Raw genomic sequence first — 19,404 nt, 5'->3', positions numbered from 1 at the left:
TCGCGCTTGCGGGGACCGCGCCTCTCCACTACACCCTGTCTCATGAGCCCGGCCTACACCTTTTCGCAACGTCACCTTCTCGGGATCGAGGGCCTCAACCGGCTCGAAATCCTCCACCTGCTCGATCTGGCGGAGGAGGCGGTGGCTGTCTCGCGACAAGTGAAGAAGCACAAGTCGACCCTTTCGGGCCGCACGCTCATCAACCTGTTCTTCGAAAACTCGACGCGCACGCAAAGCTCGTTCGAACTGGCGGGCAAGCGGCTGGGCGCCGACGTGATGAACATGTCGGTGGCGACCTCCTCGGTGAAAAAGGGCGAAACCCTCATCGACACCGCCATGACCCTCAACGCCATGCGTCCCGACATCATCGTCGTCCGCCACGCCCAGGCCGGCGCCGCGCATCTTCTGGCGCGAAAGGTCGATTGCGCCGTGGTCAACGCCGGCGACGGCGCGCACGAGCATCCGACCCAGGCCCTGCTCGACGCCCTCACCATCCGCCGCAACAAGGGCCGCATCGAAAATCTGAACGTGGCGATCTGCGGCGACGTGCTGCATTCGCGCGTCGCCCGCTCCAACATCATTTTGCTGTCGGCGCTCGGCGCGCGCGTGCGCGTCGTCGGCCCGTCCACCCTGATGCCGACCGGCATCGCCAACCTGGGCGTCGAGGTTTATACGACCATGCGCGAAGGCCTGAAGGACGCCGACATCGTCATGATGCTGCGCCTGCAGCGCGAGCGCATGTCCGGCGCCTTCATCCCCTCCACGCGCGAATACTTTCGATTCTTCGGTCTGGACGCCGAAAAACTCGCCTATGCCCGGCCCGACGCGCTGGTCATGCACCCGGGCCCAATGAACCGGGGTGTGGAAATCGATTCCAGCGTCGCCGACGGCGACCAGAGTCTGATTCGCGAACAGGTGGAGATGGGCGTGGCCGTGCGCATGGCCGTCCTGGAGGCGCTAGCGCGCAACCTGCCGAACGGGTGAGCAAAAGGAAGTCTTGAAGCGCCTCGTCGTTTACGCCGCCGCTGCGCTGTTCGTGCTCACGCTCATCTTCGCGCAGGCGACCTGCTCGCCGTTTGCGTCCTCCAGCCGGGCGTGCAACGGCCCGGAGGGCGACGTGTGGATGCTTCCCTTCTTCCTCGCGCCCGTCGGCCTTCCGGCCGTTGTCGCCGCCATCGTGTTCATGGTCAGAGGATAAGTCTCGACGTTTCATCAGCGTCTGAAGCGCGGCGACGGCAGGCGGCCGTTCGCGCCGCCGGATCGAATGAAGTCCGCGCAAAGACCCCGCCAGTCGCCTCGTTCGGCCTGATCGGGGCGTGCTCGTCCTGTTGCGCTGTTCTGTAATCGCGGCAGGGGGCTGAGACATTTGCAGGCCGCATGAAAGATCTATGCCGTAACGTCAGACCTTGCGGGCGATTCCTTCGCCAATAGCGTCGGCGTTAGCTGAAAATTAGCCATTTATTCTATGTGATCTCGTCCTTTTACTTCGCGGCAAGGCGCGGGCCGGACACTCCGACGAATTTCTCATCGGGATTTGTCGCTATGACCCATACAATGCTTTCCACTGAAATCGGCGCGTTGCGCCGCGACATTTTCGGCAAGGGCGCGGTCACCCGCGAGGATTTCGCCCGCGTGCTCGCCGTTCACGGCGCCGGCCCCGAACACGCCGATCTGCTCGCCGATGTCGCCGTCGAACTGATCGTCGAGCAGGCCGATCCGCCGCGCTATGTCTGCGCGAAGGACGCGGCCTGGCTGATCGGCGCGATCCATGCGCATCCGCTGCCCTACGATGTCGAAATCCGCCTGCTGACGCGGACGCTGGAGCGCGCGCTCAGCCTCCCGGAGTCGCTGCCGCGATTCGCGCTGGCCGAGATCGAGGAGGCGATCATCCTGGGGCGCCGCGACCATCCGGCCGGCGTCATCGACGCGAGAGATGTCGAAGCCCTGCGCCAGGCCGTCTATGCGACGGAAGAGGCGGCGTCCCTCCACGTCACCCGGACCAAGGCCGAAGTTTTGTTCCGCATCGCCCATGCCGGCGCGCCGGGCTGTGTCGATCCCGCCTTCGACCGTCTGTTCGCCCAGGCGGTCGGCAATCACCTGATGGGCGTCGCCCATCGGGGCGTTCTTTCGCGCGCGGACCGGAAGCAACTGGAAGATTTCGAAAACAGCCCGGCGCCGAGCATGGGGCAATTCCTGAGCGGCATGTTTTCGCGCCTGAGCCTGCCCACGCTCAATGACCTCAAGGATGTGGGCGAACGCGCGGGCGAACGCCTGCGCGAGCGGGACGCCGCCGAAAGCGCCGAACGGGCCGTCGCCGAACGCGTCTATCCCGAGGAGACGCGCTGGCTGGCCTCAAGACTGTCCCGCGCCCTGACCTCCGCCGAGCGCGCGCTGCTCGGCTTCCTCAAGCAGGAGATGGCCGGCGAGCCGCCGCCATCCCTCAAAACCTTGTTCGCCAGGGCGGGGGTTTGATAGGATTTCCGAACGACCAGTTCGGAAATCCTATTCCGCTCGCGCGGAAAACCGCCCTTCGCCTGGAGGATTTCCGCGCGATTTCGTTTTCGCGGATCGCGAAGCGATTCTGCGGAAACCGTATGATACGATTTCCGAACGACCAGTTCGGAAATCCTATTCCGCTCGCGCGGAAATCCGCTCTTCGCCTGGAGGATTTCCGCGCGATTTCGTTTTCGCGGATCGCGAAGCGATTCTGCGGAAACCGTATGACTCATAAGTAATGGCCGTGGCGCTGCAACACCTCGATCTTGTAGCCGTCGGGGTCCTGAACAAAGAAGAACCGCGCGATCAGGTTTCCATCCGGCGCGAATTCCTTGATGTCGAGCGGGTTGAGGCCGGCGGCCTTGAACCGGGCGTGCTCGGCGGCGAGATCGTCCACGACGACGGCGATGTGGCCATAACCGTCGCCGTGGGTATAGGGCTCCGCGCGGTCCTTGTTGACCGTCAGCTCCAGCTCGAAATCGTTCTCGGCGTTGCGCAGGTAGATCAGGGTGAAGCTGGGGAAATCGAGCCGATACGACGGTTTCAGGCCGAACGCCTTGTCATAAAAATCCACCGACCGCTGTTCCTCGAGAACGCGGATCATGGCGTGTATCGCCTTGGCCATCCAAAACTCCTCGCGTCGCGAAGCGCGACGCGAGATTATAGCGGGTTCCGCCGCCCTCAGGAATCGGCGGCCGTCAGAACTTGTAGGTGGCCGACAAGATCCCGGATGTCTGGGGGAGGCGATTCCTGACGGCGATTTCGTGCGCGCCCTGAAGGGTGAACGAGACGAGATGACCGTTGATGAGGGTCATGTAGCCGAAGGTCGGTCCGATCGCGACCGCGCTCGTCTCGAAAGCGCCGAGGCGCGCGCCCGCGCCGGTGTCGGGCGTGACCTGCTGGTATTGGTAGGAATACACGCCGGCGCGAAAACCGTTTTCGAAATGTTTTGAGATGCTTTCCTCGAAGTGGAGCGCGTCGCCGGAGCGATAGGCGGTCTGGGCGTTATAGCCCTCGATGGTGAAGCCCGCCGTCCCCGAGACTTCGATCCCGTTGGTCGGCTCGATATAGGTCGCGCCCCAGGAAATATTGCTGCCCGGCCGGTTGAGGCCGATGATCGCGTAGAAGCCCGGTTCGTAGCGGCCGGTGGGAAGCCACTGGGAGAAGCTGAGCTTGTGCGAGAATTCCTTGGTGACCTGCCAGCCGAGCGCCGCGCCGAGAATCGTGTCCGCCGCGCCCCAGCCCTGCGTCGATCTCTGGATGGGCCCAAGTCCCGCGGTGACCGTCGATTCGCCGAAGCCGGAGGTCAGCGACAGCGCCAGATGTCCCCCGAGGATTTCTTCCGGCAGGACCCCCATGATGTTGCCGACGAAAACGGGCGCGATATTCGCCTGCGCCGAGAGCGTGGTTCCGAACGGGACCGAGATCGACTTGTCCAGGTGAACCGCGTTCACGGCGGTGGTGAAATACAGTCCGGCGGGCGGCAGTTGCCCCGCGCCGACCGCGCCGCTGCCAAGGCTGTACAATCCGAAAGTATATTCCACGGCGCCGGCGGGGTGTGCGGCGCAGAGCACCGTTGCGCTCAACAGAAGGGATCGCAAGAGGCGCATGATGAACTCCCAAGGCTGGCGCGGATGTGACGAATTCAACAACGATTAACACTCAGCAATGCAACGGCACAGATGAAGAGTGATTTTTGCCAGAGAAAACAAGTCTAAGTTGCCATTAAGTCACACGGCGGCGCGCGGCAGCGTGACGCCACGACAAGGCGCCGAGGGCGCGTCCGGGTTGGCCGCGATCAGCCTCCGGGAACGAACACGTCCCGGTCCGCCGGCCATTTCATGCGATAGGCGAGGCGCAGCTCCCTGCTTTCGTTCGGCGCGAGCGAAAAGCGCCAGTTGAGCAGGCCGCGCTTGCCCTCCGGGTCCTTTTCCGCGCCCGGCGTGGTCTGCGACGCCAACAGTTCGACGGTGATGGCGCTGTTTTCCGAATAGGGGGCCTGGTCGACCACAAGCAGGTCGACGGGGAAATCGTGGAGGTTTCGAATCACCGTCTTGAACTCGCGCGTCTCCGTCTTGGTCTGGCCGTACCAGCTCGGTTCGTTTTCCTTGCGCTTGATCGGCGCGCGGGTGACGCTCACGCGTTCGTCCGGCCCAAAACCGAGGTCGGCGCCCTCCTGCGTCGCGATCATTTTCAGCGCGCCTTGCCCGATCATGGCGCCGTCGCGATAGAGGGTCACGGGGCCGGGCAGCAGCGGCGCCTCCTCGCCATTGACGAAATGCGCCGAGAGGAAAGCGCGCGGGTCGAGCGCCGGCGCGGTCTTCCAGCTCAATTCAACAGCCGGCGTTTGCGCCGACAGCGCGACCAGTTTTGTTGTCCCGTCGGCGGCGAGGCTCACTTTTCCCGGCGCGCGGAAAAAGGCCTGGATGCCGTTGGACTCGACCTGCGCCATCTGCGGCCGCGCGACTTTTTTCAATCGCGCGCCGTCATTTTCCTCCATGGCCGGCGCGGCCGGCGCCGGCGCGGCCCGCATCGCCGCGCCCATCGGCATGGGTTCGATAAAATCGATGCGCTGCGGCTGCGGCTCCGGCGCGCCCGCGCGGGAGGCGGCGGGGAAGGCGGCGAGCGTCAGGCTTACCTCGCTCCAGTCCTCGCCGGTGCGCTGGCTGATCGAGGCGCGGCGCAACAATTCGAGTTTTGCGCTTTTCTTGTCCGTGGTCAGCCGCGCCTCATAGGCCGGCGTCCAGCGCGCCCCGTGGAGGCGATAGGTCAGGCCGAGACGGTATTTTCCGGCCGAGGGCGCCTCGACATCGATGGCGACATCCTGCATGGCCCCGCGCGGGGTGGGCGCGGGCCGTGTCGCCTCCAGCGCCTTGATCCGGGTTTCGATTTCCGCGACGACGGCGCGCGCCTGCCGCAGCTCTTCGCCGGTCTTGGTCAGCGCATTGCCGACGAGATCGAAGGCCGCGCTCCATTCCTGCGCGGTGACCGCCTGCTCCTCGGCGGGCTGCGGGCCTTTTCGCGAAAAATCCTGGATCATCGCCAGTTTGGCGGCGAGCGCGTCCGTCTTGACCTGCGCGGCCTCGCGTTCGTCCTGAAGCGCTTTCAACTTTGTTTCGAAACCGCCGTCGGGTTTCGTCGCCGGCGTGCGGCGCACGTCCACCGCGCCCAGCGTCAGGGCGCTGTCGCCCTCTCCAGAAATTTGCAGCGTCGAGGCGTCGAGCGCCGCGGGCAGGTCGCGCAGCACCACGCGGCTCGCCCCCGCCGGCAAAAGGACTTCAGCGCTGCGGGTCGCCTGCGCGGCGTCGGGATAGAGAATGACGGAATCGATCCGCGAGGGCGCCTCGATTTCCGCCGCGAGCGCGGGACAGGCGAGGCACAGGGCGGCGAGGGAGAGGAAACAGCGCATGAAAAGGCATCCGGGGTCATCAAAAACTTGGCGGGGATGAGACAGCCCGATTGCGTGTTTTTTTCGACGCAAGAAGCGGCTTGCCGGGCAAAATCTGGACTTTTGGGCGGCTTGCGCCAGATTGGCGCGATGACCGCATGGATTCGCGCCCGCGCCGCGCTCAACGGAAGCGCGGTGACCCTGCTTGTGCTGACCGCCGCCATGTGGGGCGCCAATGGCGTGGTGAGCCGCGCCGCGGTCGGCGAGATTCCGCCACTGACCCTGGTGACGCTGCGCTGGCTGGCGGTGTGCGGCGTGTTGCTGCCCTTTGTCTGGCGCGACGTGCGCAAAGCCGCGCCAACCTTGCGCGCGCGAAAAACCTATCTCGCGCTGATGGCGCTCTGCGGCTACACCGGCTTCAACGTGCTGTTTTATCTGGCGGGCGCGCGCACCAGCGCGGTCAACATCGTGCTGTTGCAAGGGGTGATTCCCGCGGCGGTGCTGGCGATGGGCGCGCTGTTCAAGGGGCTGCCGGCGCGCCCGCTGCAAATCGCCGGCATGCTCCTGTCGTTCAGCGGCGCCGGGCTGATCGCGACGCGCGGCGACCTGTTCGCGCTCGGCCAGATTTCGCTGAACGCCGGCGACGCCATGATGCTCGTCGCCTGCCTGCTCTATGCGCTTTACACGCTCGCGCTCAGGGACCGTCCGCCGCTCGCGCCATTGGTTTTCTTTTCCGGGATGGCGATCGCCGCCTTCGCCGAATCGCTGCCGTTTCTCGCCTGGGAAATCGCCTCCGGCGGCTTCTTCTGGCCGACGGCGAAAGGATGGGCCTTCGTCCTGTTCGTCGCTTTGTTTCCCTCGCTGATCTCGCAGATTTTCTTCATGCGCGCGGTGGAGCTGATCGGGCCGGGGCGGGCCGGAATCTTCACCAATCTGACGCCTTTGTTCGGCGCGGTGTTTGCGATAGGTTTCCTCGCTGAGCCGTTTCACCTCTATCACGCCGGCGCCATGGTTTTGGGCTTGTCCGGGATAGCCTTGGCCGAATGGGGCGGCCGCAACTGAGATTGAACATGGACCGACGCGGATTTCTGACTTTTCTCGCCGCGTTGGCGGCGCGCCCGGCCTTCGCCGACGATTTTTCCGCCTTCGTCGCCACCCTGCGCGGCCCCGCCAGCGAAGCGGGCGTTGCCGACGCATTGTTCGATTCGGTCGCGGGCGGATTGAGCCAGGACCCGTCGCTCACCGGCAAGCGCGCGGGGCAGGGCGAGTTCACCCGTCCCTTGAAAACCTATGTCGAGGACGCCGCCTCCCCGGGCCGCGTCAAGGCCGGTCGCGACAGTCAGGCCAAGAACGGCCCCGCTGTGGCCGCCGCGGCGCGAGCGACCGATGTTTCCGTCGAAATGATCGTGGCCCTCTGGGGCATGGAGAGCGATTTCGGCCGCGCGCGCGGCGACCGCGACATTTTTCGGACGCTCGCCACGCTCGCCTTCCTGCACCGGGACAATCCGGTTTACGCCCAGGAATTCGTCGCCGGTCTCGTTCTGCTGCAAAAAGGCCTGCCCCGCGAAAAACTCAAGGGCTCCTGGGCGGGCGCGATGGGCGATCCGCAATTCATGCCCTCGGCCTATCTGAAATATGCGAAAAGCGCGTCGGGAGGCATGCCGGACATTTGGACTGCGCCGGATGCGCTGCTGTCGATCGGCAATTTTTTGCGCGAGAGCGGCTGGGTCCAAGGCCTCGCGCCGCTGATCGAGACGCGCACGCCCGAGAATTTCGACTATGCGACGCTGAAGCAGGATTTTTCCGCCTGGCGGGCGGCCGGCTTCAAGACCCTCGACGGCGGCGCGCTGCCGCGCCAGGGCGTGGCCATGCTGTTCTATCCCGCCGGCGCGAGCGGTCCCGCCTTCCTGCTCAGCGAGAATTTCTTCGTGCTGAAGGCCTATAATTTCTCGGACTCTTATGCCTTCGCCGCCGCGGTGCTCGCCGAGCGCCTCGCCGGCCGAACGGTCCTGCGCCAGCCCTGGCCCGTGGAAACGCAACCGCTGACGCAGGCCGAGCGCGAGGCGATCCAGCGCGGCCTCGTCGCCAGGGGCCTTTATGATGGCAAGATCGACGGGCGATTCGGTCCGATCACGCGGTTCGCCATCCACGCTTTTCAGCGCGGGTCCGGCGTCGCCGAGGCCGATGGTTTTCCGTCGCGCGCCGTTTTCGAGCTTTTGCGCGCCAATCCATAGCGCGCGCGGTCCATCCCATGGAGAGATGAATGCACAAAGTGTTTTTCGCGGCTCTGGCCTTCTTGCTGGCGTCCCCCGCGCTCGCCCAGGTGGCTTCGGGCACGCCCTACGAACAGGCGCGCGCGGCGCTGCTGGCCAAGGGCTGGAAGCCCGATGTGTCCTATGGCGCGCGCACGGGGAGGGGCGAGCCGCTCTATCATTTCCCGGAAATCTGGTGCGGCCCGCAGATCTGCCGCGCCAAATGGCGCGATTCCTCCGGCGCGCCCCAGGCGATCATGCTCAATCGCGGCTTCAACAAGGACCATACGGTGCAATAATCGCGCGCAGGTTGAACTTTGCGATTCGGCAAATGATGCACCGCAGCAATGCGGGTTGACATTTTGTGCGTCGCAACATAAATTCACACCTGTAGCGCGGGCCTCGCCTGTGCTGCATGCCCTCCTTGGGCGTTTCCTCCCTAGACTTGGGCCGCTGTTCGCAGCGGCCTTTTTTTTGCCCGGAGTCGGACCGCCGGCGAGCGGAAGCGTGCAATGTGGGCTGCTGGGACATGGTCGCGCGGCGCCAGTTCGACCCCGTGAACGCCTTCATCCGCAACCTGCGCTCGCGCAACGAAGACGCCAACGGCGTATTCCGTTCGCGCGGAAATCCGCCCTTCGCTTGGAGGATTTCCGCGCGATTTCGTTTTCGCGGATCGCGAAGCGATCTTGCGGAAACCGTATGAGGCTCCCGGTTCTGCAAATGCGGGAGTCTCGCGAAGCCGCCGCACCTTTATGCCGTCATGGCCGGGCGTCGTCCCGGCCATCCACGCGGCGCCGAAATGCGAGCCGTTGCAGGATTGTCTCTCGCGGCTCGGCCTGGATGCCCGGGACAAGCCCGGGCAAGACGGTTCTGCCTACCGCAGCACGGTCGGCTTCACCCACCATTCCGGATGCGCGGCGGAAATCGCCTTCGCCGCCGCGCCCGCCTGCCGGCAGGTCTCGAACAGAGCGAAACAGGTGGCGCCGGAGCCCGACATCCGCGCCAGGCGGCAGCCGCGCGCGCTCGAAAGGGTCGAAAGCACGTGTCCGACGATCGGCGCGATCACGCAGGCCGCATCCTCCATGTCGTTGCGCCCCTTTTTCAGCGCGCGCACAAAATTTTCGAAATCCATGCCGTCGGTCACAGCGGGATGCGGGCCATAGCCATTGCTCTGACCGGGTTTCAGCCCGAGTTTTTGGAACACCGCCTTGGTTTCCACGGGCACGCGCGGATTGACCAGCACGGCGGGCAGGGTGGGCAGCTTCAGCGTCGGCCCAAGCTTTTCTCCGACGCCGCGCATAAACTTGGCGCGGGGATCGAGGCAGACTGGCACGTCGGCGCCGGTGCGCCGCGCCGCCTCGTAGAGCGCGGGGTCGTTGAGGGCGATGCCGTTGGCGGCGGCGAGCAGCCGCAGCGCCGCCGCGGCGTCGGAAGAGCCGCCGCCGATGCCGGCCGCCACCGGCAGGCGCTTGGTCAGGTGGAAGGCGCCGCTACAGACATCCGGCTTTTCCGCGCGCAGCGCGCGTTCGACTCGCGCGACCAGATTGTCGCCGCCGTCGCCGGCTTCGATCGCGGTCGGTCCCGACACTTCAAGCGAGAATTGCGCGTCGGGCGCAAAGGTCAGCAAGTCGCCGGCGCCGGCGAAAGCGACGAGGCTGGTCAGCTCGTGATAACCGTCGACGCGCCGTCCTTCGATGTGCAAGGTGAGATTGATTTTCGCGGGCGCTCGGGCGTTCCTAAGATTTTTGGTCATAGCGCTTTCAGTTCGGGAGCCGGAATGAATTCCGCGTCTCCCTCAATGCCCAAAAAACGTCCCGCAATCCAGTCCTCCCGCGCTTGAACGATGCGCTCGCGGCGGGCGGACACAAAATTCCACCAGAGGTAGCGCGGCCCGTCCATCGGATCGCCGGCGACCAGCGCGACGCGCGAATCGGTTTTCGCGCGCACGACAGCTTTTTCGCCGGGCTTCAGCACGATCAGGCTCTTTTCGGCAAAACCTTTTCCGTCGATCTCGAGGACGCCGGAAATCAGATAAAGGGCGCGCTCCTCATAATCGGCGCCGATTTCATAGACCGCCCCGGCGTCGAGCGCGATGTCGGCGAGAGCGCAGGGGCCAAAGTGATTATGGACCGGCGCCGTGGCGCCATCCCAACGGCCGATCGCAACCCGGCCCCGAAACCCCTCGCCGGAGATCAGGGGAATTTGCCCGGTGTCAAAATGGTCGAAACTCGGCGCCCGTTCGGCCTCCGCCTGGGGCAGCGCCAGCCAGAACTGCAATCCGGCCATCCGCCCGCCCGCGGCGCGAAAATCTTGCGGCGAACGCTCGGAATGGACGACGCCCCGCCCCGCCACCATCAAATTGACGGCCCCGGGCGTAATCTCCTGGTCGTTTTTCAAGGAATCCCGATGGAACAGCGCGCCGTCGAGCAGATAGGTGAGGGTGGCCAGCCCGATATGGGGGTGCGGCCGCACATCCATGCCTTGCCCGGGGACAAAATCCGCCGGCCCCATTTCGTCGAAGAACACGAACGGCCCGATCGAGCGCCGATTCGGCGCGGGCAGGGCGCGGCGCACGCCGAAGCCGCCGATGTCGCGCAGCGGCGGAATGATCTGGGCTTCGACCGATGCGTTCATGCCGTCACTCCACGTCCAGTTTTTCGACCCCCTTGGCCGCGCCGTCGGCGCCCTGCACGATCTTCTCGATCCGCGCTTCGGCGTTCTTCAGCAAGGCGTCGCAATGTTTCTTCAACTGCTCGCCGCGCTCGTAGAGCGCGATGCTCTTGTCGAGATCGACATTGCCCTTTTCCAGGGCGGTGACGATCTCTTCGAGTTCGCGCATGGCGGCCTCGAATGTCAGGGGTGAATCTTTCGCTTGCATGCGCGCTCCAATTGCACGTGGGGGTGTTGGTGAACCTTTACCACCTCCAGAGATGTCGTCGCAGTACACGAGCTTGTGATTCGAATCGAGAGAAGGGACGCGCTACGACTTGGATCGCCGAAGCATCATTTCGGGGGCGGACATGCGGCAGTCAGCGTTATTCACTCGTTTATTCCTGGTCACCGGCGTCCTGGGCGGGCTGGCGACACTTGCGTATCAGCCGGCGCCGCCGGCGCGGGCCGCCGCGTCGAAGCCGGAGGCCGTGCATGTCGTTCCCGCCTTCCTGATCGATCGGACGCCGCAACCCACCGCAAGCGACGTGCGCAACACCGTGTTCGGTCGCGATCCGCCCGACCATTGCTTCGAGCCTCGTTCCCGGGCCAATGCGCATCAGCGCTTGGCGTGCGGCTGATCAGGGAGCCTCCATGAGCGGACGAAAAGGTTTTGGCAGAGCTCCCAATTGGTTGAGCCGATCGAACACAGCCAGCCCGGCCGGCTCGTTGCCGTTGGGGTGGACGAGGATAACCCCTCCCGGACCCGGTCTCTCGCCGAGGGCCAGCCAGGCATCGGCGCCGAGGGGGATCAAGTGGGCCGCGCGCAGCCGCGACGCCCAGGCCGCGTCGGAGATCAGCCCCGGATAGCGAAAGAACACGCTGGGCGTCTCGCCATTGGCGATCAGCAGGCGTTCGACATTGGCGATCTCGTCCTCCGGGTCGAGCCCGGGCGTCAGCAGGAAGGTTTCGCCATAGGGCAAACCGCGCTGATACGGGTGGGTGAATGAGTGATTCACCCAGAGAATTGTCAGGCGACCCTCCGCCTTCTCGCGCCGCAGCCAGGTAAAATCTTCGTGATGATGCTTGATCCACGCGCCGGTGACCGATAGCGCCACCGGCGCTTTTTGCGCCTCCAGCTTGAGGAGAAAGCTTCGGTCGAGCGGCTTTTTCGACGGGCAGAGGTCGCCGGTGACGAACACGCCCTGTTTCTCCCGGCCATGCGTGAGGCCGGCGTTCTCCAGCCAATTCGATCCGGGAGGACGTTTTTTCCCTGTGCTGGCGCCTAATTCTTCGACTGCCTTGAGATAGCGCGACTCCTTCGCCTCCGGTCCGGCCTCGCGGCAGGTCCAGCAGGCCGCGCGCTCAAGCCGGGTCTGCAAGCTGTCGGGATCGACCATCAACAACAGCTCTTCGCCATCCACCACCATGTCCCGAATCGCCAGCGCGGCGGTTTTCTCTTTTTCTTTTTCTTTTTCGCGCGCGCAGCTCTTGAGAATTTTCGTCTGATAGTCGGCAACGCGCTCCAGCGGTTTCACCTCGCCCAGCGGCGCGCTGATCTCCACCGGCGCGGCGCAGTCCACTTCCGCGCGGGCGTCGCCGCACCAAAACGCCGCTATTGCCAGGGCCGTCAAAAATCGTTTCATCGTCAAACCATGGATGATTCGATCTTTTCTATCGAGCTTGCGCCCCGCGAGTCCAGTGAGGCGCAGACGCTGGGGCAAGCGCTCGGCGCCGAAGTCGCCGCCGAATTCGGCCCGCGCGACGAGCAAACGTTCGCGCTGCTCGCCCGAGACTCCAAGGGACTTGTGGTTGGCGGCGTCAATGGCGTGATCCACTGGCGCTGGCTCTATGTCGCGCAGTTTTATGTGGCGCCGCAGGCCCGGGGCGGGGGCCTCGGCTGCGCGCTGCTGGAGCGTGCGAAAAATTTCGCATGCGAAACCAACTGCGTCGGGATTTATCTCGACACGTTCAGCGAAGCCGCCTGCGCCTTCTACCAGCGCCGGGGTTTTGAGATCAGCGGACGAATCGACAATTTTCCCCCCGGCGCCACCCGCACTTTCCTCTCCCTCTCCGAGCTTGCGGCACGACCGTCACGGGGAAGTCTTCGTCCTGCACATACGTGAATCTCACGCGGGCGATGCAACTCCGTGTCGTCATGGCCGGCCTTGTGCCGGCCATCCACGCGGCGCCACAACGCGATTTCGGCGGCATTTTCCATCGCGGCCCGGCGTGGATGCCCGGCACAAGGCCGGGCATGACGTCCGTGGGTTGAACTGGCGCGTGGAAAGACAACCGAAAGCGTTTCGCCAAACACCCACGCCGCCTTCGGCGAGGGGGCGCCCCGGCGACCGCGAGTTTACGCCGCCAGGACCGCCGGTCGCATCGCGCCGGCGATGGCGTCGATGATTTTTCGCGGCGAAGCCGGCTTTTCGATATAGGCGCGGGCGCCGAGCGCCAGCGCCGCGGATCGGAACGCGCCTTCGCCCTTGCCCGTCATCACCACGACGGGGCAGTCGGGCGCGGTTTTCCGCGTTTCGGCGAGGAGATCGAGGCCGGTGACGCCGCCGGGCATTTCGATGTCGGTGACGATGCAGCCGACTTCGGAAAGATCGCCTTCTTCCAGGAATTCGCACCCCGAGGAGAAGGCGCGCACCGCGAACCCCTCCTTTTTCAGCGCCATTTCAAGGCCGATGCGGATAAGGACGTCGTCGTCGATGACACAGATGGCTTGCATGGCGATCCCCCGAGGCGGCGCCGAGCCGATAGGAACAATTTGACTAAAAATGATGGGATCAAAGAGGTTAACAGACCATTAACTTCCTGATTGCATTCACACAACCCGCGAGGCGAGGCGGCACGTCGCGGCCGTTAGAAAGCCCCCAGCTTCAGTCGTTTGCATGCAAAAAATGCCCATGCGTCATAGTTAGTCTCACAAGATTGTGAGCGGGCATGACGAGCGCTGTTAATGGTTGGCTATGATTTTCTTCGTTCGGTTAAATTCAGACCGCTGTGAAGCCCATCGTGCACCTTATAAATAGCAGATTCGACAAATCCCTGGGCTGTGAAGAAGCACTTAAACTTCCACTGCTGCGATTTCCCGACTCTAAAGCCTATGATTGAGTTATCAAAAAGGAATCGAAGGTCAGCATTGATGTCTCGTGTTGAGGCGATTCTTTCTAGCTGTCTTAGCGAATTACACAAATCTTCTGCCGTTAGGGTTGTTGCCCCGTGATTTTGTATTGCAGAAAAAAGAGTATTGATTCGCGGAAATTGAACTTGCCACTCGTCGCGAATTTCTTGTATCAACCAATCAGAGTATTTGGCTTCAGCGTTATAAATTGAGCGGCATTCCAGTTTTTCATTATTTACAACGTCTTTGTCGAAGGGGTTGTTTTGACGGTTTTGCATATCCTCTTTTACAAGCTGTAGAAGTCTGATGAAGTCCCGTGGTCGAAGCATCGTTCGAAGCATGATGTAATCGAAGGGTGCTCTCGCTTGGCGCATCTGGTTGCGATCAAAAAGTCCATCTATGTCTGCGAACTCACTATTATTTGATTTGCGCGCGAAAAAGTTCACCCGCTCCAAAATCATGCGAGAAAGACCGTCTTTGGTCCATGCAAGAAGCTGTCCGCAGTCGGACTTCAGTTTGTTTTTATCATTCAGAGACAATGTGTCGAATATGTCCTCGCGCAAGAAAATTACAGGGCGCAAAACGCCTCTAAATTTTCCGCTAATAGCTTCAGCAGCTCCGATAAGTCCTGCAATAATCCGTTGACTAGATTCAAACGAAGCAGAATCCCAAGCTTCGTCGATCCTATCAAAGGTTACAAAGACACGCCTCTCTTGACCAAGGGTGTCTAACAGGGCATCCTCGAATATATCGGACAGGCGTTCAAGCGACCTGTTTAAGGAGATTTGGAGAGAGTTGTTTTTCTTGACGTCGCTAAATGTAATTTCACCACCGGACATGCCAACTTTGTCAATTTCAAAGCCATCAAAATCAAGTGTACCACTGGGCAGTTTCAGTTTGCTCAATTGTAGCAATTTTTGCCCAAGCACGTCGCCGAGTTTGGGGAATGGAGATGTGTAGACTTTTTCAATAATTTGTTTAGCAATTTTGATTTTAGGAGAGTTGATATTCTTGCTAATCAATTCTTTGAGAGCAAACAGATATATTACGTATTTCCATGAGTGAATATAAGCTAATGAAGGTGCTTTTCCGTCGGTGGATAATAAACTGTGTACATCCCAGCTATAGTTTTGAAGGGACAGACTAGTTGCTATGTCGTTAGGGCCGAGAAACTTCTTCGGGTTTTCTGATAGGTGCTTGAAAACAGCGGTTTTTCCTGCGCCTTTGCGTCCAAGAACAAGGAATTGATGGCGGTTTCCGATTACTAACTGGAGGACGCCGTTCTCAAAAAAATACTCGGAAAGGTTATCGTCGCGTTCTGCGGATACCTGTCCGAACTCAATCCAGTTAGCGATCATGGTTGCTCCATGAAATTTATTCAATTCTATCTCTAAGTGCTGTGCAACTTCGCGGATCACACCCGCATCGGCATCAGGACGTAAAGCGCGCTCGCGCCGTCGCGGTCCATGATGATGGTCGGCGACCCCGAATCGTTCATCTTGAACAGGGCGGTGTCGCTGTCGAGTTGCCCGGCGATGTCGAGGAGGTAGCGGGCGTTGAAGCCGATTTCGAGGGCTCCCCCATCGTAATCGACTTCCAGCTCTTCTACCGCCGAGCCGGAATCCGGATTGGTGACGGAAAGGACCAGTTTTCCCTCTGACACCGCCAGTTTCACGGCGCGTCCGCGCTCGGACGAAATGGTGGACACGCGGTCCACGGCTTCCGCGAAATCTTTTCGTTCGACGGTCAAGAACTTGTCGTTCTGGGTCGGAATGACCCGCGCGTAGTCGGGGAAGGAGCCGTCGATCAATTTTGTCGTCAGCACCACGGGACCGATGGTGAACCGAATCTTGGTCGAGGACAGCTCAACCCCGATCTCCGCCTCCGGGTCCTCGATCAGCTTTTGCACTTCCGCGACCGCTTTGCGCGGGATGATGATGCCGGGCATGCCCACGGCGCCCGAAGGCGCGGGCGTCTCAAGCCGCGCCAGCCGGTGTCCGTCGGTGGCGACCGCGCGCAAAAACGCCTGACCGTCCACTTCGGCGACATGCATGAACACGCCGTTGAGGTAGTAGCGGGTTTCCTCGTTGGAAATGGCGAATTGCGTCTTGTCGATCAGCCGCTTCAACTCGGGCGCGGCGATCTTGAACGCGTGGGTCAGGTCGCCGGTGGCGAGATCGGGAAAATCGCCTTCGGGCAGGCTTTGCAGGTTGAAGCGCGAGCGCCCGGAGCGCAATTGCAACTGGCCATTGTCGCCGGCCTCCAGCGACACCTGCGCGCCATCGGGCAATTTGCGCACGATTTCGTAGAGCGTGTGGGCGGGCAGGGTGGTCGCGCCCTTCTGGCCGATGTCGGCGGGGGTGATTTCGGTCACTTCCAGGTCGAGGTCGGTCGCCTTGAGCTGCAAACCGTCGCCGCTGGCGCTGAGCAGGACGTTGGACAGGATCGGAATGGTGTTGCGCCGCTCGACCACGCGATGCACGTGCCCCAGCGATTTGAGCAAAGCCGATCTCTCAAGCGTGACTTTCATTTTCGCGAACCGAAACCAATAAAAGGGCGGCAAGACTGCCCCTCTGCGGCGCACAAGGCAAGGGTTTTGGCGCGCAATCCACGGCAAATCCATTGCGATTGTTGTGGATCACGCCTATCTTACCCCTGTCTTACTCTGGAGGGCCGCATGAGCGAGCGCCTGACCACGACCGTGTCCACCAAGGGGCAGGTGATTCTGCCCAAGGCCGTGCGCGAGCATCGAAACTGGCCGGCCGGAACGCGGCTGGTGGTGGAGGAAGTGGGCGACGGCGTGCTGCTCAAGCGCGCGCCGCTGTTCGAAACCACGCAGATGTCCGACGTTTTCGCCTGTCTCAAGACCGACGGGCGCGCCCGCGCGGTCGAGGAGATGGACGCTGCGATTCTCGCGGAAGCGCGAAAACATGCTGGCGATTGACACCAACATCATCGTCCGGCTGCTCACCAACGACGACCCCGACCAGGCCGCCAGGGCTAAAAAATTTTTTGGCGAAGCCGAGGTTTTCGTCGCCACCACCGTCCTTCTCGAAACCGAGTGGGTCTTGCGCGGCGCCTATGGTTTCGAAAAGCGCGATGTCCTCGCCGCCCTGCGCGCCTTCGCCGGTCTTGCAACTGTGCATTTTGAAGACCCCGCGCGGGCGGAAGCAGCGCTCACCCTGGCCGAAGGCGGGCTGGATTTCGCCGACGCCCTGCATCTGGCCGCGGCGGGCGGCTGCGACGCCTTCATCACCTTCGACAAAAAAGCTTTCGCGAAAGCGGCGCCGGCCGCGGTCCGCGAGCCCTGAGGAGCAGCGATGGTTTTTCAGCACACGATCCGAGGCCTGACCTATCGCTTTTCCGACCTCAAAACGCTTTTGGCGAAGGCGACGCCGGCCCGTTCCGGCGATTTTCTGGCGGGCGTGGCGGCGTCCGACGAAAGCGAGCGTGTCGCCGCGCAAATGGCGCTCGCCGACCTGCCGCTCAAAACTTTTCTCAGCGAACAGGTCATCCCCTACGAAGACGACGAGGTGACCCGTCTCATCGTGGACAGCCACGACGCCGAAAATTTTTCGAAGGTCTCCCATCTCACCGTCGGCGATTTTCGCAACTGGCTGCTCTCCGACGCCGCTGACGAGGCCGCGCTCAAAACCCTCGCGCCCGGCCTGACGCCGGAAATGGCGGCGGCGGTCTCAAAAATCATGCGCGTGCAAGACCTGATCCTGGTCGCGCGCAAATGCCGGGTGGTGACAAAATTCCGCAACACGCTGGGTCTCGCCGGCCGGCTGTCGACGCGGCTGCAACCCAATCACCCCACCGACGACCCCGCCGGCATCGCCGCGAGCGTGCTCGACGGCCTCATGTATGGCGCGGGCGATGCGGTGATCGGCATCAATCCGGCCAGCGATTCGGTGCCGGCGGTGATCACACTGCTGCACATGCTCGACGAGATCATTTTGCGCCAAAACATCCCCACCCAATCCTGCGTGCTCGCCCACGTCACCACGACCATCGAGGCCATCGCCCGAGGCGCGCCGGTGGACCTCGTTTTTCAGTCCATCGCCGGCACGGAGGCGGCCAACAAAAGTTTTGGCGTCGATCTCGCGCTGCTGCGAGAAGGCCACGACGCCGGCCTGTCGCTCAAGCGCGGAGGCGACAACGTCATGTATTTTGAGACGGGGCAGGGGTCGGCGCTGTCGGCCGAGGCCCACCACGGCGTCGACCAGCAAACCCTCGAGGCCCGCGCCTATGCGGTGGCCCGCGCCTTCAACCCGCTGCTGGTCAACACGGTGGTCGGCTTCATCGGCCCCGAATATCTGTATAACGGCAAGCAAATCATCCGCGCCGGCCTGGAAGACCATTTTTGCGGCAAGCTCTTGGGCGTCCCAATGGGCTGCGACATTTGCTACACCAACCACGCTGAGGCCGACCAGGATGACATGGATATGCTGCTGACCCTTTTGGGCGCGGCCGGAGTCAATTTCATCATGGGCGTGCCCGGCGCCGACGACATCATGCTCAACTACCAGACGACCAGTTTTCATGACGCGCTCTACGCGCGCCGTGTTCTCAACCTCGCGCCGGCGCCCGAGTTCGCCGACTGGCTGGAGCGGGCGGGCATATTCGAAAGCGTTGCGCAAATAAAACTCAACGCGGCGAACCCCCTTCGCCTACCGCAACTGGCGTGAGGCGCGCATGAAAAAAAGCGAAGTCACCACAAACCCCTGGACCGAGTTCCGAAAACTCACGGCGGCGCGCATCGCTTTGGGCCGCGCCGGCACCAGCCTGCCGACCTCGGCGCATTTGAACTTCCAGTTCGACCACGCCCAGGCGCGCGACGCCGTGCATCGCCCGCTCGACGCCGACAAGGTTTTCGAAGACTTGCGCGGCCTCGGCCTGAAAATTGTGCGCGCGCACAGCGCCGCTCCCGACCGGGGAACTTATCTGCAACGCCCCGACCTCGGCCGCCGCCTGGACGCGCCCTCGCGCGAAAAACTCGTCGCCCTGGAGGCCTCACCCTGCGATGTCGCGCTTGTGGTGGCGGACGGCTTGTCCTCGTTCGCCATCGAGACCAACGCGGAAAAATTTCTCACCGCCTTCCTGCCGCTGGCGAAAGACTCGGGGCTGACCCTCGGCCCCACGACCCTCGCGCTGCAAGGCCGCGTCGCGCTGGGCGACGAGATCGGCGAAATTTTACGCGCCAAAATCGTGATCGTCCTGATCGGCGAGCGCCCCGGCCTGTCCTCGCCCGATTCCATGGGGCTTTATCTCACCCACGCGCCCAGAATCGGGCGCACCGACGCCGAGCGCAACTGCATTTCAAACATCCGCCCGGACGGTTTGTCTTGCACCGAAGCCGCGCGCAAAACCCTGTGGCTCCTGAGGGAATCGCTGAGACGGGGGCTGAGCGGCGTCCAGCTCAAGGATGACGCCGCCCCATCCTTAACCGGCCCTTAATTCGCCCAACTTAAGCTCGAAAAGGC

The 19,404-nt window shown here is 62.7% G+C and carries 22 protein-coding genes; 12 read left to right on the top strand and 10 right to left on the bottom strand.

From position 1 onward, the window contains the following. The first annotated feature begins 42 nt into the window (after positions 1 to 42). From GJ654_RS09610 to GJ654_RS09600, 3 genes are all read left to right on the top strand, one after another. A complete protein-coding gene (locus tag GJ654_RS09610) occupies positions 43 to 984 on the top strand; it encodes an aspartate carbamoyltransferase catalytic subunit (RefSeq protein WP_155445936.1) in 942 nt (313 codons plus the stop codon). A 13-nt stretch (positions 985 to 997) separates the two neighbouring features. After that, a complete protein-coding gene (locus tag GJ654_RS09605; protein ID WP_155445935.1) occupies positions 998 to 1,198 on the top strand; it encodes a hypothetical protein in 201 nt (66 codons plus the stop codon). A 356-nt stretch (positions 1,199 to 1,554) separates the two neighbouring features. Further along, positions 1,555 to 2,472, top strand: coding sequence for a hypothetical protein (locus GJ654_RS09600; protein ID WP_155445934.1), 918 nt, complete (start codon positions 1,555 to 1,557; stop codon positions 2,470 to 2,472). A 253-nt stretch (positions 2,473 to 2,725) separates the two neighbouring features. Here GJ654_RS09600 and GJ654_RS09595 read toward each other — a convergent pair whose 3' ends face one another. The 3 genes from GJ654_RS09595 to GJ654_RS09585 form a co-directional block, all read right to left on the bottom strand. Continuing rightward, positions 2,726 to 3,121 (bottom strand): VOC family protein, encoded by a 396-nt coding sequence (locus GJ654_RS09595; protein WP_155445933.1) that lies wholly within the window; start codon positions 3,119 to 3,121, stop codon positions 2,726 to 2,728. 73 nt (positions 3,122 to 3,194) lie between these two features. After that, a complete protein-coding gene (locus tag GJ654_RS09590; protein WP_155445932.1) occupies positions 3,195 to 4,106 on the bottom strand; it encodes a SphA family protein in 912 nt (303 codons plus the stop codon). 188 nt (positions 4,107 to 4,294) lie between these two features. Continuing rightward, a complete protein-coding gene (locus GJ654_RS09585; RefSeq protein WP_155445931.1) occupies positions 4,295 to 5,905 on the bottom strand; it encodes a mucoidy inhibitor MuiA family protein in 1,611 nt (536 codons plus the stop codon). Positions 5,906 to 6,034: 129 nt separating this feature from the next. Here GJ654_RS09585 and GJ654_RS09580 point away from each other — a divergent pair, with 129 nt between their 5' ends. From GJ654_RS09580 to GJ654_RS09570, 3 genes are read left to right on the top strand one after another with little or no spacing between them, the layout of a single operon-like run. Further along, entirely contained in the window at positions 6,035 to 6,946 is a 912-nt protein-coding gene (locus GJ654_RS09580) for a DMT family transporter (RefSeq protein WP_155445930.1), read from the top strand. Positions 6,947 to 6,954: 8 nt separating this feature from the next. Next, positions 6,955 to 8,118 (top strand): lytic murein transglycosylase, encoded by a 1,164-nt coding sequence (locus tag GJ654_RS09575; RefSeq protein WP_196305490.1) that lies wholly within the window; start codon positions 6,955 to 6,957, stop codon positions 8,116 to 8,118. 29 nt (positions 8,119 to 8,147) lie between these two features. Then, positions 8,148 to 8,435 (top strand): hypothetical protein, encoded by a 288-nt coding sequence (locus GJ654_RS09570; protein WP_155445928.1) that lies wholly within the window; start codon positions 8,148 to 8,150, stop codon positions 8,433 to 8,435. A gap of 575 nt (positions 8,436 to 9,010) precedes the next feature. Here GJ654_RS09570 and GJ654_RS09565 read toward each other — a convergent pair. From GJ654_RS09565 to GJ654_RS09555, 3 genes are read right to left on the bottom strand one after another with little or no spacing between them, the layout of a single operon-like run. Then, positions 9,011 to 9,889 carry a 4-(cytidine 5'-diphospho)-2-C-methyl-D-erythritol kinase gene (locus GJ654_RS09565; RefSeq protein ID WP_155445927.1) on the bottom strand — a complete coding sequence of 293 codons (879 nt, stop codon included), beginning with the start codon at positions 9,887 to 9,889 and terminating at the stop codon, positions 9,011 to 9,013. Continuing rightward, a complete protein-coding gene (locus GJ654_RS09560; protein WP_155445926.1) occupies positions 9,886 to 10,770 on the bottom strand; it encodes a pirin family protein in 885 nt (294 codons plus the stop codon). Before GJ654_RS09560 ends, GJ654_RS09565 begins: the two co-directional genes overlap by 4 nt. A gap of 4 nt (positions 10,771 to 10,774) precedes the next feature. After that, the gene (locus GJ654_RS09555; RefSeq protein WP_155445925.1) at positions 10,775 to 11,014 is read right to left on the bottom strand and encodes an exodeoxyribonuclease VII small subunit; all 240 of its coding nucleotides are present in this window, start codon (positions 11,012 to 11,014) and stop codon (positions 10,775 to 10,777) included. A 142-nt stretch (positions 11,015 to 11,156) separates the two neighbouring features. Here GJ654_RS09555 and GJ654_RS09550 point away from each other — a divergent pair, with 142 nt between their 5' ends. Next, on the top strand, positions 11,157 to 11,426 hold the full coding sequence (locus GJ654_RS09550) for a hypothetical protein (RefSeq protein ID WP_155445924.1): 270 nt from the start codon (positions 11,157 to 11,159) through the stop codon (positions 11,424 to 11,426). Here the strand turns inward: GJ654_RS09550 and GJ654_RS09545 are convergent, their stop codons facing one another. After that, on the bottom strand, positions 11,427 to 12,419 hold the full coding sequence (locus GJ654_RS09545) for a polysaccharide deacetylase (RefSeq protein ID WP_246664673.1): 993 nt from the start codon (positions 12,417 to 12,419) through the stop codon (positions 11,427 to 11,429). It abuts the gene before it with no gap. Between the two features lie 21 nt (positions 12,420 to 12,440). Between GJ654_RS09545 and GJ654_RS09540 the strand changes: the two genes are divergently transcribed. Continuing rightward, on the top strand, positions 12,441 to 12,911 hold the full coding sequence (locus tag GJ654_RS09540; RefSeq protein WP_155445922.1) for a GNAT family N-acetyltransferase: 471 nt from the start codon (positions 12,441 to 12,443) through the stop codon (positions 12,909 to 12,911). Between the two features lie 233 nt (positions 12,912 to 13,144). Here the strand turns inward: GJ654_RS09540 and GJ654_RS09535 are convergent, their stop codons facing one another. The 3 genes from GJ654_RS09535 to dnaN all read right to left on the bottom strand — a co-directional run bounded on the left by GJ654_RS09535 (position 13,145) and on the right by dnaN (position 16,448). Then, positions 13,145 to 13,522 (bottom strand): response regulator transcription factor, encoded by a 378-nt coding sequence (locus GJ654_RS09535; RefSeq protein WP_155445921.1) that lies wholly within the window; start codon positions 13,520 to 13,522, stop codon positions 13,145 to 13,147. Positions 13,523 to 13,761: 239 nt separating this feature from the next. Then, positions 13,762 to 15,336, bottom strand: a complete 1,575-nt coding sequence (locus GJ654_RS09530) for a P-loop ATPase, Sll1717 family (RefSeq protein ID WP_155445920.1) — start codon at positions 15,334 to 15,336, stop codon at positions 13,762 to 13,764. After that, on the bottom strand, positions 15,333 to 16,448 hold the full coding sequence (gene dnaN / locus GJ654_RS09525; RefSeq protein WP_155445919.1) for a DNA polymerase III subunit beta: 1,116 nt from the start codon (positions 16,446 to 16,448) through the stop codon (positions 15,333 to 15,335). Before dnaN ends, GJ654_RS09530 begins: the two co-directional genes overlap by 4 nt. A 147-nt stretch (positions 16,449 to 16,595) precedes the next feature. On the opposite strand from dnaN, the gene GJ654_RS09520 reads away from it, so the two are divergent. From GJ654_RS09520 to eutC, 4 genes are read left to right on the top strand one after another with little or no spacing between them, the layout of a single operon-like run. Continuing rightward, a complete protein-coding gene (locus tag GJ654_RS09520; protein ID WP_155445918.1) occupies positions 16,596 to 16,862 on the top strand; it encodes an AbrB/MazE/SpoVT family DNA-binding domain-containing protein in 267 nt (88 codons plus the stop codon). Further along, positions 16,849 to 17,229 (top strand): type II toxin-antitoxin system VapC family toxin, encoded by a 381-nt coding sequence (locus tag GJ654_RS09515; RefSeq protein ID WP_155445917.1) that lies wholly within the window; start codon positions 16,849 to 16,851, stop codon positions 17,227 to 17,229. Before GJ654_RS09520 ends, GJ654_RS09515 begins: the two co-directional genes overlap by 14 nt. A gap of 9 nt (positions 17,230 to 17,238) precedes the next feature. Continuing rightward, positions 17,239 to 18,609, top strand: coding sequence for an ethanolamine ammonia-lyase subunit EutB (locus tag GJ654_RS09510; RefSeq protein ID WP_155445916.1), 1,371 nt, complete (start codon positions 17,239 to 17,241; stop codon positions 18,607 to 18,609). A gap of 7 nt (positions 18,610 to 18,616) precedes the next feature. Then, a complete protein-coding gene (eutC, locus tag GJ654_RS09505; RefSeq protein WP_155445915.1) occupies positions 18,617 to 19,378 on the top strand; it encodes an ethanolamine ammonia-lyase subunit EutC in 762 nt (253 codons plus the stop codon). Positions 19,379 to 19,404: the final 26 nt, after the last annotated feature.

Source organism: Rhodoblastus acidophilus, from assembly GCF_009720655.1.
GTDB classification, from domain to species: Bacteria; Pseudomonadota; Alphaproteobacteria; order Rhizobiales; family Beijerinckiaceae; genus Rhodoblastus; species Rhodoblastus acidophilus_A.
Note: the sequence above shows the minus strand (reverse complement) of the source record. Positions and strands in the feature narration are given on the sequence as shown.

What these genes read in the sequence shown, in the direction of transcription:
- GJ654_RS09610 (WP_155445936.1), top strand. Translation starts at nt 43, where the DNA reads ATGAGCCCGGCCTACACCTTTTCGCAACGTCACCTTCTCGGGATCGAG.
- GJ654_RS09600 (WP_155445934.1), top strand. Translation starts at nt 1,555, where the DNA reads ATGCTTTCCACTGAAATCGGCGCGTTGCGCCGCGACATTTTCGGCAAG.
- GJ654_RS09595 (WP_155445933.1), bottom strand. Translation starts at nt 3,121, where the DNA reads ATGGCCAAGGCGATACACGCCATGATCCGCGTTCTCGAGGAACAGCGG.
- GJ654_RS09590 (WP_155445932.1), bottom strand. Translation starts at nt 4,106, where the DNA reads ATGCGCCTCTTGCGATCCCTTCTGTTGAGCGCAACGGTGCTCTGCGCC.
- GJ654_RS09585 (WP_155445931.1), bottom strand. Translation starts at nt 5,905, where the DNA reads ATGCGCTGTTTCCTCTCCCTCGCCGCCCTGTGCCTCGCCTGTCCCGCG.
- GJ654_RS09580 (WP_155445930.1), top strand. Translation starts at nt 6,035, where the DNA reads ATGACCGCATGGATTCGCGCCCGCGCCGCGCTCAACGGAAGCGCGGTG.
- GJ654_RS09575 (WP_196305490.1), top strand. Translation starts at nt 6,955, where the DNA reads ATGGACCGACGCGGATTTCTGACTTTTCTCGCCGCGTTGGCGGCGCGC.
- GJ654_RS09570 (WP_155445928.1), top strand. Translation starts at nt 8,148, where the DNA reads ATGCACAAAGTGTTTTTCGCGGCTCTGGCCTTCTTGCTGGCGTCCCCC.
- GJ654_RS09565 (WP_155445927.1), bottom strand. Translation starts at nt 9,889, where the DNA reads ATGACCAAAAATCTTAGGAACGCCCGAGCGCCCGCGAAAATCAATCTC.
- GJ654_RS09560 (WP_155445926.1), bottom strand. Translation starts at nt 10,770, where the DNA reads ATGAACGCATCGGTCGAAGCCCAGATCATTCCGCCGCTGCGCGACATC.
- GJ654_RS09555 (WP_155445925.1), bottom strand. Translation starts at nt 11,014, where the DNA reads ATGCAAGCGAAAGATTCACCCCTGACATTCGAGGCCGCCATGCGCGAA.
- GJ654_RS09550 (WP_155445924.1), top strand. Translation starts at nt 11,157, where the DNA reads ATGCGGCAGTCAGCGTTATTCACTCGTTTATTCCTGGTCACCGGCGTC.
- GJ654_RS09540 (WP_155445922.1), top strand. Translation starts at nt 12,441, where the DNA reads ATGGATGATTCGATCTTTTCTATCGAGCTTGCGCCCCGCGAGTCCAGT.
- GJ654_RS09535 (WP_155445921.1), bottom strand. Translation starts at nt 13,522, where the DNA reads ATGCAAGCCATCTGTGTCATCGACGACGACGTCCTTATCCGCATCGGC.
- dnaN (WP_155445919.1), bottom strand. Translation starts at nt 16,448, where the DNA reads ATGAAAGTCACGCTTGAGAGATCGGCTTTGCTCAAATCGCTGGGGCAC.
- GJ654_RS09520 (WP_155445918.1), top strand. Translation starts at nt 16,596, where the DNA reads ATGAGCGAGCGCCTGACCACGACCGTGTCCACCAAGGGGCAGGTGATT.
- GJ654_RS09515 (WP_155445917.1), top strand. Translation starts at nt 16,849, where the DNA reads ATGCTGGCGATTGACACCAACATCATCGTCCGGCTGCTCACCAACGAC.
- GJ654_RS09510 (WP_155445916.1), top strand. Translation starts at nt 17,239, where the DNA reads ATGGTTTTTCAGCACACGATCCGAGGCCTGACCTATCGCTTTTCCGAC.
- eutC (WP_155445915.1), top strand. Translation starts at nt 18,617, where the DNA reads ATGAAAAAAAGCGAAGTCACCACAAACCCCTGGACCGAGTTCCGAAAA.